This window comes from Streptomyces sp. NPDC005408 (assembly GCF_040606445.1).
In the GTDB taxonomy this organism is placed as follows: domain Bacteria; phylum Actinomycetota; class Actinomycetes; order Streptomycetales; family Streptomycetaceae; genus Streptomyces.
On sequence record NZ_JBEXEX010000001.1, the window covers coordinates 46,765 to 59,144 of the forward strand.

The 12,380-nt window shown below is 68.7% G+C and carries 9 protein-coding genes and 1 pseudogene; 4 read left to right on the forward strand and 6 right to left on the reverse strand.

Features of this window, described 5'->3' with window-relative positions:
• Positions 1–324 precede the first annotated feature (324 nt).
• From ABZS64_RS00200 to ABZS64_RS00220, 5 genes are all read right to left on the reverse strand, one after another.
• Entirely contained in the window at positions 325–1,386 is a 1,062-nt protein-coding gene (locus ABZS64_RS00200) for a LacI family DNA-binding transcriptional regulator (protein WP_355822067.1), read from the reverse strand.
• Between the two features lie 23 nt (positions 1,387–1,409).
• Positions 1,410–3,077 carry a glycoside hydrolase family 13 protein gene (locus tag ABZS64_RS00205; RefSeq protein WP_355821413.1) on the reverse strand — a complete coding sequence of 556 codons (1,668 nt, stop codon included), beginning with the start codon at positions 3,075–3,077 and terminating at the stop codon, positions 1,410–1,412.
• Between the two features lie 89 nt (positions 3,078–3,166).
• Positions 3,167–4,090: a carbohydrate ABC transporter permease gene (locus ABZS64_RS00210; protein WP_355821415.1), complete on the reverse strand. Its 924-nt coding sequence runs from the start codon at positions 4,088–4,090 to the stop codon at positions 3,167–3,169.
• Positions 4,091–4,146: 56 nt separating this feature from the next.
• Positions 4,147–5,145, reverse strand: coding sequence for a sugar ABC transporter permease (locus tag ABZS64_RS00215; RefSeq protein ID WP_355821417.1), 999 nt, complete (start codon positions 5,143–5,145; stop codon positions 4,147–4,149).
• A 96-nt stretch (positions 5,146–5,241) separates the two neighbouring features.
• Positions 5,242–6,516 carry an extracellular solute-binding protein gene (locus ABZS64_RS00220; protein ID WP_355821419.1) on the reverse strand — a complete coding sequence of 425 codons (1,275 nt, stop codon included), beginning with the start codon at positions 6,514–6,516 and terminating at the stop codon, positions 5,242–5,244.
• 363 nt (positions 6,517–6,879) lie between these two features.
• Between ABZS64_RS00220 and ABZS64_RS00225 the strand changes: the two genes are divergently transcribed.
• The 3 genes from ABZS64_RS00225 (at position 6,880) to ABZS64_RS00235 (ending at position 10,560) form a co-directional block, all read left to right on the forward strand.
• Positions 6,880–8,517 (forward strand): alpha-amylase family glycosyl hydrolase, encoded by a 1,638-nt coding sequence (locus tag ABZS64_RS00225; RefSeq protein WP_355821421.1) that lies wholly within the window; start codon positions 6,880–6,882, stop codon positions 8,515–8,517.
• A gap of 25 nt (positions 8,518–8,542) precedes the next feature.
• Entirely contained in the window at positions 8,543–9,574 is a 1,032-nt protein-coding gene (locus tag ABZS64_RS00230; RefSeq protein WP_355821423.1) for a LacI family DNA-binding transcriptional regulator, read from the forward strand.
• A gap of 98 nt (positions 9,575–9,672) precedes the next feature.
• The gene (locus tag ABZS64_RS00235; protein WP_355821425.1) at positions 9,673–10,560 is read left to right on the forward strand and encodes a phosphatase PAP2 family protein; all 888 of its coding nucleotides are present in this window, start codon (positions 9,673–9,675) and stop codon (positions 10,558–10,560) included.
• 26 nt (positions 10,561–10,586) lie between these two features.
• On the opposite strand, the pseudogene ABZS64_RS00240 reads toward ABZS64_RS00235, so the two are convergent.
• Positions 10,587–10,927 (reverse strand): annotated as a pseudogene (locus ABZS64_RS00240) (amidohydrolase); the annotation flags it as partial.
• A gap of 296 nt (positions 10,928–11,223) precedes the next feature.
• On the opposite strand from ABZS64_RS00240, the gene ABZS64_RS00245 reads away from it, so the two are divergent.
• Positions 11,224–12,315, forward strand: a complete 1,092-nt coding sequence (locus tag ABZS64_RS00245) for a PQQ-dependent sugar dehydrogenase (RefSeq protein WP_355821427.1) — start codon at positions 11,224–11,226, stop codon at positions 12,313–12,315.
• The last annotated feature ends 65 nt before the right edge of the window (positions 12,316–12,380 follow it).

Below are 12,380 nucleotides of genomic sequence, written 5' to 3' on the forward strand. Positions count from 1 at the left end.
GGGGGAATGCGGGTGACGGTGAGCCTTGCCCGGCAACGCACCATGCCCGTAAGGCCTTTGAGGTTCTGACGATTCTTGCTGCAAGAACGCAGAAAGTTATTGCGGTCGCGACCGTACGAGCCTCCCGGCCCAGGGTCAACCCTTTGGACACACTCGCGTAGCACCGCAGAAATCTTGCCGTTGACTGGCTGCAAGACCTTTCGCAAGTTTTGCAGTGGTGTTACGTTCAACCATGACTCCGGGCCGGTCGGCCGGGGGCCCGGCAGGCCCGGGCCCCACGCGCCCGGCCGGCCGGTCCGGTCCGGTGTCCAAACCGGGGCGGCGCTACCGCCGCGCCTGCGCGGTGGAACCACGCACCACGAGCTCCGGCTGGAAGACATACTCCGTGCTCTGTACGGGACTTCCCTGGATCTCCTCCAGCAGCGCGCCGACCGCCGCGGCCGCCATCGCCTTCACCGGCTGCCGCACCGTCGTCAGCGGCGGATTGGTGAACGCCACCAGCTGCGAGTCGTCGAAGCCGACCACCGAGAGGTCGTACGGCACGTCCAGGCCGCGCTCCCGGGCCGCCCGGGTCACGCCGAGGGCCATCATGTCGCTGCCGCAGACGACGGCGGTGCATCCCTTGTCCAGCAGCGCCCCGGCCGCCGCATGGCCGCCCTCGACGCTGAACAGGGAGCGCTGGACCAGCTGTTCGGCCGCCGCGGCCGTGTAGCCGTGGATGGCGACGAGGGCGTCCGTGAAGCCCTCGGCCTTGCGGCTGGCCGGGACGTACCGCAGGGGGCCGATCGCGAGACCGATCCGCTCGTGTCCCAGCTCGGCCAGATGGTGCACGGCCATCCGCATCGCCGCCCGGTCGTCGCAGGAGACGCACGGTGCGCTGATGTGCTCGCTGTATCCGTTGATGAGGACGAACGGGACGCCCCGGTCGCCGAGTTCGGCGTACCGCGTGTGATCGGCCGAGGTGTCGGAGTGCGTCCCGGACAGGAACACGATGCCGTTGACGCCGCTCTCCTGGAGCTGTTCGACGAGCTCGTCCTCGGTGGCTCCGCCGGGCAGTTGTGTACAGAGCACCGGGGTGTAGCCGTGCCCGGCCAGGACCTGTTCGACGGCCTGGGCGAAGGCGGGGAAGATCGGGTTGGTGAGCTCGGGGGTGAGCAGGCCGATGAGGCCCGCGCTGCGCTGGCGCAGCCGTACGGGCCTCTCGTAACCGAGCACGTCGAGCGCCGCGAGCACCCGCTGCCGGGTGCCGCTCGCAACACCCGGCTTGCCGTTCATGACCCGGCTCGCCGTCGCCTCGCTGACCGAGGCCTGTGCCGCGATGTCCGCGAGCCGCGGGGCGGCGCCGGTCTGGACGGCACCGCCCCGCGACGACTCGACCCGCGACAGCTCGCCCCGCGACGGGGGAATCGTCACACCGTCCACCACACAGCGGTGTCCGCGGGCAGTTCGGCCTCGCCGCCGACCGGCTCCACGGCGGTGCTGGCCAGCAGGACGCGGCCGGGGGCCGGGATCCGTACGGCCGCTTCCGTCGTGTTCACGGTGCACACGAAGCCGCCCGCGCGACGGAAGACGAGCACGCCCTCGGGGGCGTCCAGCCACTCGACCGCGTCGCCCGCGCCCAGCGCCGGGTGCTCTCGGCGCACCGCAAGGGCGCTGCGGTACAGCTCCAGCGTCGAGTCCGGGACCCCGGTCTGTGCCTCGACGCTGAGCCCGGCCCAGCTGTCGGGCTGGGGCAGCCAGCTGCCACCGGTACCGAAGCCGTACGACGTGCCCTCAGCGGTCCAGGGAATCGGCACCCGGCAGCCGTCGCGGAAGCCGTCCTGGCCCTCGGTGCGGCCGAAGGCCGGGTCCTGGCGCACATCGTCGGGCAGATCGGTGACGTCGGGGAGGCCGAGCTCCTCGCCCTGGTAGAGGTACGCGGATCCGGGCAGCGCGAGCATCAGCAGGGTGGCGGCGCGGGCCCGGCGCAGGCCGAGTTCGCGGTCACCGGCCTCACGGATCTGGGTGCCGGCCGGCGGGCCCGCGAAGCGCGTGGCATGCCGGGTCACATCGTGGTTGGACAGCACCCAGGTGGCCGGGGCGCCGACGGGCCGCATGGCGTCCAGCGACACATCGATGACAGCACGCAGCTCGGCGGCGTCCCAATGGGTGCCCAGGTACTGGAAGTTGAAGGCCTGGTGCAGCTCGTCGGGGCGTACATAGTTGGCGGTGCGCTCGACGGTGGGAGTCCATGCCTCGGCCACCGCGATGCGGTCGCCGGGGTACTCGTCGAGGATCGTGCGCCAGGCGCGGTAGATCTCGTGGACACCGTCCTGGTCGAAGAACGGCATGACATCGTTGCCCAGCAGCTTGAGCTGGTCGCTGCCGCCGATGTCGGGCAGACCGGCGGCCTTGACCAGGCCGTGGGCGACGTCGATACGGAAGCCGTCGACGCCCATGTCGAGCCAGAAGCGCAGGATCGAGCGGAACTCGTCGGCGACGGCGGGGTGTTCCCAGTTGAAGTCGGGCTGCTCGGGCGCGAAGAGGTGCAGGTACCAGTCGCCGGGGGTGCCGTCGGGGTTCTCGGTACGGGTCCAGGCGGAACCGCCGAAGATGGACTCCCAGTCGTTGGGCGGCAGTTCACCGTTGGCGCCCTTGCCGGGGCGGAAGTGGTAGCGCTCGCGCAGCGGCGATCCCGGGCCTTCGCGGAGCGCGCGCTTGAACCATTCGTGCGCGTCGGACGAGTGGTTGGGCACCAGGTCGACGATGATGCGCAGCCCGAGGTCGTGCGCGTCGCGTATCAGCGCGTCGGCGTCGAGCAGCGTGCCGAACATCGGGTCGATGGCGCGGTAGTCGGCCACGTCGTATCCGGCATCGGCCTGCGGCGAGGCGTAGAAGGGGCTGAGCCATACGGCGTCGACGCCGAGTTCCTTCAGATACGGCAGTCGGCTGCGGATGCCCGGAAGGTCGCCCATGCCGTCGCCGTTCCCGTCGGCGAAGCTGCGGGGGTACACCTGGTAGATGACGGCGCTTCTCCACCAGTCCGCGGAAGCAGTCCGGTCGGCGGTGTGATGGGCGTCAGCCAGGTACTGGGTCATTCTCGATCCCTTTGAGGCTCGGTGCAGCGGTTCGGGCAAGACCGGGGCACCCGGCCGGTGTTCGGGCCGGGTGCCCCGGGTCGTACGGGTCAGGATTTGGCGGCGCCGGCGGTGAGACCGGTGACCAGGTGACGCTGGACGAGGTAGAAGAACAGCGACGCGGGGATGGCGATGAGCACGGAGGTCGCGGCCATCAGGTCCCACTGGGTGTCGTGCTCGCTGATGAAGCTGGTCAGGCCGACGGCGAGGGTGTACTTGTCCTCGCTGAGCATGAGGACCGACGCGTAGGCGACCTCGGCCCAGGCGGTGAGGAAGGTGTAGAACGCGGCCACCGCCAGGCCCGGACGCGCAAGAGGCAGGATCAGCCGGTAGAAGGTGCCGAAGGGCGAGAGGCCGTCGACCCGGCCGGCTTCGTCGATCTCCTTGGGGATGGTGTCGAAGTACCCCTTGAGCAGCCAGGCGCAGTACGGGATCGCCGTAGTGCAGTAGACCAGGATCAGCGCCCCGTAGGTGTCGAGCAGACCCAGGTTCGCCAGGATGTTGTAGAGCGGCACCATGAGGATGGCGACCGGGAACATCTGGGTGACCAGGAAGGTCCACATCAGCTGCCGGTGCCCGGGGAAGCGCATCCGGGAGACCGCGTAGCCGGAGCTGGCGGCGATGAAGACGCCGAGCAGGCACGTACCGAGCGCGACGATCATCGAGTTGGCGAACCACTGGAGGAACTCGGTGTCGCCGAGAACCGTCGTGTAGTTCTCGAAGCTGATCTTGTCGGCGATGGCGCCCGGGTGGAGGTAGTCGGTCTTGTCCGGGCCGAGCGAGATCCAGCCGATCCAGCAGATCGGGAAGGCCGCGACGACGCAGGCGACCATCAGCACGGTGTGGATGAGCACGGATGCGGAACGGGGGCGCTCTCCGCGCCGGAGCTGCCGCTTGCCGGCGGCGGGCTTGCGGGGCGGGACGGCGGCTGCCGGTTCGGCGGCCGCGACCGGGGCATCTGCGGTGGTGCTCATGGGGGTCGCTCCCCTCTCTTCTTTCGTCATGGCTGGTTCCTTGTCCGGGGCGGCCGTCAGGCGGCCTTCTCGTTGCGGGCCAGCCAGCGCCTGTAGAAGGAGGCGAAGACGATGAGCATCGACAGGATGATGACGCCGTACGCGGCGGAGCCTGCGTAGTCGCGCGGATCCTGGCCGAAGCCGAGGCGGTAGGCCCAGGTGACGAGGATCTGTGCCTCGGGCGCTCCGGTCGCGCCGAACAGCAGGAAGATCACGACGAACTGGTTGAAGGTCCAGATGATGCCGAGCAGCACGACCGTGCTGCTGACCGAGCGCAGGCCCGGAACCGTTACATAGCGGAAGCGCTGCCAGGGCGTCGCACCGTCCACCTCGGCGGCCTCGTACAGCTCGGGCGGGATCGACTGCAGACCGCCGAGCAGCGAGACCATCATGAAGGGGACGCCCACCCAGGTGTTGACCATGATGGCGGCGGTGCGCTGCCAGAAGGGGTCACTGAGCCAGGGCGGGGTGGGCAGATGGAGCGAATCCAGCGCCATGTTGAGGATGCCGCCGTCGTCGGCGAGGATCAGCCGCCAGGCGAAGACGGTGACAAAGGTCGGCACCGCCCACGGCAGGATGAGGACCATCCGGTAGAAGGTGCGGCCGCGGAGCTTGCGGTTGAGCAGCAGGGCGAGCCCCAGGCCGATCCCGTAGTGCAGGGCCACACAGATCGCGGTCCAGATGATGGTCCACGTGAAGTGGGGCCAGAACTGGTGGTCGCCCCCGGAGAGGATCTCCGTGTAGTTGTCGAAACCCACCCACGAGAAGCTGTCGGGGATCTTGTTGACGCCGATCGTCTTGCCGACGTTGTTGCTGTCGGCGTCGGTCAGCGACAGATAGATGCCGCGGATCAGGGGGTAGAGCACCAGGACGCCGATGACCGCGACCACCGGGGCCACCATCGCCCAGGCGTACCAATTGCGGCTGTACGACTGCCTGATACGGCTGATCGGCCCGCGACGCGGCCCACCGCCACGCTGGGTCTTCTCGCTTCCGCCCTCGACGGCGACGGTCATCTTCGACACCTTTACGACAGATTCTCAGGAGGGTGTACGGCATGCGCCGTGGTGGTACGGCCGGGTTTTCCGGCCGTACCACCACGGGCGGCAGGCTTAGGAGAAGTCCTTGAGCAGCTTCTTGTAGGACTCGGCGGTGGTGTCCAGACCCTTCTGGGTGCTCACCTTGCCCTGCAGGATCGCGGTGAGGTTGGTGCCCAGGTCGGCGAAGAGCGAGCTGTACTCGGGCAGTTCCGGACGGGGCTTGGCCGAGCCGGCGAGGATCGCCTGGAAGTCGGCGATGCCCGGGGTGGCCTTGACCTCGGCGGTGTAGGCGGAGGTGCGCGTCGGCAGGGTGCCGTTCTTCAGCGCGATCTTGGCCTGGGTCGCACCCGAGGTCATGAAGCCGACGAACTTCTGGGCCGCGGCCTGGTGCGCCTTGTCGGAACCGGCGTAGACCGAGAGGTTGTGACCGCCGGTCGGGGCGCCGGCCTTGCCGGTGGAGCCGGCCGGGACGCCGGAGATGCCGAGGTTGGCCTTGTCCTTGAAGGCGGCACCCTTGTAGATGTTCGTCAGCTCCCACGGGCCCTGGACGATCATCGCGACCTTGCCGGTGGTGAACGCGTCCTGCATGTGGGCGTAGGAGTCGGCGGTCACATCGAGCTTGGCGACACCCGGCGAGGCGAGCAGCGCCTTGGTCTCGTCGACGGCCTTGACGGCCTCGGGCGAGTTGACGGTGATCTTCTTCGAGGCGGTGTCGACCATGTCGGTGCCCTCACCGAAGAGGAAGGGCAGCTCGAAGTAGGAGTCGGCGCGGAGCCCGAAGCCGTCGACTCCGGCCTTCTCCTTGACGGCCTTGGAGACGGTCTTGACCTCGTCCCAGGTGGTGGGCGCCTTGTCGAAGCCCGCCTTCTTCAGGATCGCCTTGTTCCACATCAGGCCGAGGGAGTCGGTGACGAAGGGCGCACCGTAGGTCTTGCCCTGGTACTGGGCCTGCTTGAGGAGCGAGGGAGTGATGTCCCCGGTCTCCTTCAGCGCGTCCGTGCCGTCGAGCGGGGCCAGGAACTGCGACTTGGCCCAGGAGGCGGTCCAGCCGACCTCGGCGCGGATGATGTCGGGAGCACCCTCGCTGCCGGCCGCGGTCTGGAACTTGTTCTGCGCCTGGTCGAACGGGACGTTGACGTAGTTGACCTTGATGTCCTTGTTCGCCTTTTCGAACTCGGCGATCATCGCCTTGTACGTAGGCGCCTCATTGGTCGCGTTCGACGTGTCCCACCAGGTCAGGGTGACCGGGCCGCCGGCCTTGTCACCGCTGTCGCCGTCTGTGCCGCACGCCGTCGCTGCCAGTGCCAGGGCCGCTACCAGCGCGGTGGCCGCTATGCCACGCCGCATGTGAACTCCTTCAGAGATGCCCGAGATGGCGGAGGCGACCAGGCCCCCTGCCGACCGCTCCCTCGCGGCGCCGGGTTCGGCAGGAACGTAACAAGGATGAAAGAGAGCCGAAAGACCTTGCGGCAATTTTCTGCAAGAGCAGGGGATCGTTACATCCACGTGTCCTGACGGTTGCCGATACATCGCTTGACGACGGCTCTCTCTGCTGTCCGGGACACTGGAACCAGGGCCTGCAACGACTTACGCAAGCTCTTGCAGAACTGTTATTTTGGTCCTCAGAACACCGTCACCACGGGCCCGTACCCACGTTGACCTCGTTAGTTGTACGTCCCCCCGCCCCGGACCTGACGAGAGGGACCCTCCATGACCCACGAGCTCGCTTCCGCCGTCGACCTGCCCGCCCCCACGGCAGCCGAGAGGCCGCTTGCTGCAAGCACTTCCACCGAGGGCCGCGGCTGGTGGCGCGATGCCGTCATCTACCAGGTGTACGTACGCTCCTTCGCCGACAGCGACGGCGACGGCATCGGCGATCTGCGCGGGGCCACCCACCGGCTGCCGCATCTGGCGCAGCTGGGCATCGACGCCGTCTGGCTCACGCCCTTCTACGCCTCCCCGCAGGCCGACGGCGGCTACGACGTCGCCGACTACCGCGCCGTCGACCCCCTCTTCGGGGACCTCGCCGACGCGGACGATCTCGTACGCACCGCCCACGAGCTGGGCCTGAGGGTGATCGTGGACATCGTCCCCAACCACACCTCCGACCAGCACCCGTGGTTCCGAGCGGCGCTCGCGGGCCCGTCCGGGGGGCCGGCCCGCGAGCGCTACCACTTCCGGCCCGGCAAGGGCCCGGCCGGCGAGCTGCCGCCCAACGACTGGGAGTCGGTCTTCGGCGGTCCCGCCTGGACCCGCACGCCGGACGGCGAGTGGTACCTCCATCTCTTCGCGCCCGAGCAGCCGGACCTCAACTGGGAGAACAAGGAGGTCCACGAGGAATTCGCGTCGGTCCTGCGCTTCTGGCTGGACCTCGGCGTCGACGGCTTCCGAATCGATGTCGCCCACGGCATGGTCAAGGCGGCCGGACTGCCGGACATCGGCCACAAGGAACAGGCCAGGCTGATCGGCTCGCAGAAGCTGCCCTTCTTCGACCAGGACGGCGTGCACGAAATCCACCGCTCCTGGCGCAGGCTCCTCGACTCCTACCCCGGCGACCGGATCGGCGTGGCCGAGGCGTGGGCGCCGAGCCCGGACCGGCTCGCGCTGTATGTACGCCCCGACGAGCTGCACCAGGCCTTCAACTTCCAGTTCCTGCGCTGCCCCTGGAACCCGGAGGCCATGCGCAGCGTGATCGACGAGTCGCTGGCCGCCACCGCTTCGGTGGGGGCGCCCACCACCTGGGTGCTCTCCAACCACGACGTGGTCCGCCACCCCACCCGCTACGGCGGCGGGCAGCTCGGGCTGCGCCGGGCCCGTGCGGCCGCGCTGCTGATGCTCGCGCTGCCCGGCTCCGCGTACATCTACCAGGGCGAGGAGCTCGGACTGCCCGAGGTCACCGAGCTGCCCGACGAGGTGCGCCAGGACCCCGCCTTCTTCCGCGCGGCGGGCCAGGACGGCTTCCGCGACGGCTGCCGGGTGCCGATCCCGTGGGCCGGCCAGGAGCCGCCGTTCGACTTCGGCCCCGGATCCAGCTGGCTGCCGCAGCCCGAAAGCTGGCGCGAGCTGTCCGCCGAGGCCCAGACCGGCGACCCGTATTCGACGCTGGAGCTCTACCGCTCCGCGCTGGCGCTGCGCCGCCGGCTGCCGGGCGGCCCGATGCGCTGGCTGCCGGGTCCCGCGGGGCTGCTCGCACTGTCCCGCCCGGGCCTGGTCTGCACCCTCAACACCACCGGATCCGTCATCGAAATCCCCTTGCCGGGGCGGCTGTTGCTGTCCTCCGACGGCATGGAACCCTCGGGTGACACAGCCCGTATTCCGGCCGATTCCAGCGCGTGGTGGGCAATCTGACATGCGACCGGTACAGTCCAATCCTGTGACCGCACGGCTCGCCGACATCGCAGCCCAGGCGGGGGTCAGCGAAGCCACAGTCAGCCGCGTGCTCAACGGCAAGCCCGGTGTGGCCGCGGCCACCCGTGAATCCGTACTCGCGGCGCTCGACGTACTCGGATACGAGCGCCCGGTGCGGCTGCGACAGCGCAGTGCGGGACTCGTCGGTCTCATAACGCCGGAGCTCGACAACCCGATCTTTCCGGCACTCGCCCAGGTCATCGGCCAGGCCCTGACCCGGCAGGGGTACACACCGGTCCTCGCCACCCAGACCCCGGGCGGTTCCACCGAGGACGAACTCACCGAGATGCTGGTGGACCGCGGGGTCTCCGGGATCATCTTCGTCTCGGGCCTGCACGCCGACACCACCGCCGACATGCAGCGCTACGACCAGCTGCGCGGCCAGGGCGTCCCTTATGTCCTCCTCGGCGGTTTCTCGCCCAAGGTGAAGGCCCCCTTCGTATCGCCCGACGACCGGGCCGCGATGCACCTCGCCGTGACCCATCTCGCCTCGCTCGGCCACACCCGGATCGGGCTTGCGGTCGGCCCCAAGCGCTTCGTGCCCGTACTGCGGAAGATCGAGGGTTTCCAGCAGGCGATGGAGGTCCGACTCGGCCTCGCCGCGGAGGAGTCCGAGGAGCTGATCCAGCACTCCCTCTACACCCTCGAAGGCGGCCAGGCCGCGGCCGGCGCCCTGATCGGTCTCGGCTGCACCGCCGTGGTGTGCGCGAGCGACATGATGGCGCTCGGCGCGATCCGGGCCGCCCGCGGTCTTGGCCTCGAGGTACCTCGAGACATCTCCGTGGTGGGCTTCGACGACTCTCCGCTCATAGCGTTCACGGATCCGCCGCTGACGACCATCCGGCAGCCGGTGCTGGCCATGGGGCAGGCGGCCGTCCGGACTCTGCTTGAGGAGATCGGGGGCACCCCTGCGCCGCACAGCGAGTTCGTCTTCATGCCTGAGCTGGTGGTACGCGGATCAACCGCTTCGGCGCCCGTACAGCGCCCCTCAGGGTGACCCGGGGCCGCAGCTCGTCCAGAGGGTGGAGACAATGCGTACTGAACCAGACCGAGGGATGATCGGTGTGGGACGCGAATCTGGCAGACTCTCTCCCTATGGGTGAAGCGACCGTGAAGACACTGGAAGGCCGGACGGCCACCCCGTCACCCATCGTGGACGAGGAACGCCCGGCATCGAAGCCTGCGCCGACCGGCAAGACCCGATCGCCGCGCCGTCCACGGCTGTGGTTCGAAATCCTCTTGATCGCGGTCAGTTACTGGACGTATTCACTTGTCCGCAATGCGGTACCGGAGCAGAAGGCCGCGGCCCTGCGCAACGCCGACTGGATCTGGGACGTCGAGCACTCCCTGGGCCTTGCCTTCGAGCAGTCGGTCAACCATGCCGTGAACTCGGCGACATGGCTGATCGTGTCGATGAACTACTACTACGCGACACTGCACTTCATCGTCACCATCGGCGTTCTGGTCTGGCTCTACCGCGGACATCCCGGGCGCTATGCGGCTGCACGTCTGGTGCTCTTCGCAACGACGGCTGTGGCACTCGTCGGTTACTACCTGTATCCGCTCGCGCCGCCCCGGTTGATGAACGGTCACGCCTTCATCGACACCGTGCTGGTCCATCACACCTGGGGCTCGATGGCCTCGGGCAACCTCAAGAACATGTCGAACCAGTACGCCGCGATGCCGTCGATGCATATCGGCTGGTCGCTGTGGTGCGGCCTCATCATCTTCGCGCTGGCCTCAGCGCCCTGGGCGAAGATCCTCGGCCTCCTCTACCCGGCGACGACACTCGTGGTCATCGTGGCCACGGCGAACCACTTCTGGCTGGACGCGGTCGGCGGCATGATCTGCCTCGCCTTCGGCTTCGCCGTCTCGTACGCCTGGTACCGGGCCCTTCCGCACCAGCTGCCGCGGCTGCCGGCGGTGGCGGACGACGCGAGCCGTCCGCGGTTCGCTCGCGCGGCCAGTTTCTCGCGCCGTTAGCCCCCGCCGTCGGCCCGCTGTCGGGCTCAGTCGGCACCCCGGTGCTTTATGCGGCCGGCCACCGTCGTCAGACGGATCGGCGCCTCACCCACCTCGTCCGCCGGGGCCTCGACCGGGTCGAGGCCGAATTCCGTCAGATCGGCCCGATTGCAGGGCGCGATCCGGCCCGCAATCCGCTCCACTCCCGCCGCAAGGCTGCATCCGTTCTGCAGCCTTCCAGAGCCATCAGACCGGTCAGCCCGTGGCCGGTCACCGCTCCCGTCTCACCGAGATCACGGCAGCGCGAGGCCCGTGACGCCCGCTCCTGACCGAGCCGCTTTGACCACTCGTCGGTGCGGTCGGCGCGGGTGTCCGCGGTGTGGGGCGGCCCCGGCCCGTGCGGACGCGGCGTTCGACCTGGTGCTGTGCTCATGGCGTTCCTGGCGCATTGCCGGGCGCTGCTGGCTGAAGCGTTTGCGGCGAGCTGGCCGGGGCCGAACCCGGCCATGCCCGTCAGCGGCCGATTCCCGTACACCGTCAGGGTGAATTCGCACACCGCTTGGGTGCAGCGAGTTGACGCCACCTCACGCCTGATGCCCCCTTTTGTCTGACTGTGTTCGTCCCCTCGCCAGCCCAACACGGACACGGTCCTCGAAGCCGAGCTCAGATCTGAGGAGGATCACAGTGTCGACCACCCCCTCCCGCCGAAGGACGATGTTCTGCTGCGTGGCCGCCGTCTCGGCCGCGGCAGCTACGACCGCTTCGCTGCTGGTGTCGCTGGCCGGTATCGGCCTTGCCGCGCCGGCACCACCGGCTGCTGTGGAAGATCCCGCCGGCGTCAAGGTCATCTCCTCGGGGTGGAATCACCCCTGGGGCATGAGCTGGCTGCCCGACGGCTCGGCGCTGATCACCGAACGGGATTCCTTCCAGGTCTTCCGCCTCACCCCGTCCGGCGTCAAGACCAAGGTCGCCACTGTGCCTCATGTGGTGAACACCAAGCCCGAGAGTGGTCTGCGCAGCCTCGCCGTGTCACCCACGTGGAGCACCGACCACTACGTCTACCTCTACCACGCGGCCGAGGAAGGCAACCGGATCGTCCGGATGACCTATGACGGCTCGACGCTCAGCGACTACACACCCTTGGTCACCGGCATCAAGAAGGGCGGGACGAACGGCGGCCAGATCAAGTTCGGCCCCGACGGCTACCTGTACGCCACCACGGGCGAAGCCTCGACGTCCAGCGATGCGCAGGACAAGCAGTCCTTGAACGGGAAGATCCTGCGCATGACCGCCGACGGCAAGCCCGCTCCCGGCAACCCGTTCGGCACGCTTCTCTACTCCCTGGGCCACCGCAATTCGCAGGGAATCACGTGGGACGCGCAAGGCCGCCTGTGGGAGACCGAGATCGGTCACGACGGCTACGACGAACTCAACCTCATCGAGCCGGGCATGAACTACGGTTGGCCCACGTGCGAGGGCAGCTGCTCCGAGGCAGGCATGACCGACCCCAAGGTGCAATGGCGCCCCGTCGAGGCTGTGCCCAGTGGCATCACCTACGTAGACGGCGCCCTGTACATCGGGGCACTGCGGGGCCAGCGGCTGTGGCGCGTCCCGCTGACCGGCGCCAGTGTCGGCACCCCGACCGCGCACTACGTCGGACAGTACGGCCGGCTGCGCACGGTGGAGCAGGTCCCGGGCAAAGCGGCACTGTGGATCACCACCGACCGGGCCGGCAAGGACAAAGACCTGGTGCTCCAGGTCGAGCTGACGCAGTAACAGCCGCCGGGCGAGCCACGGCCCCCACGTGACTGTCTCCGCCGCCAGGACAATCGCCGGCCCGC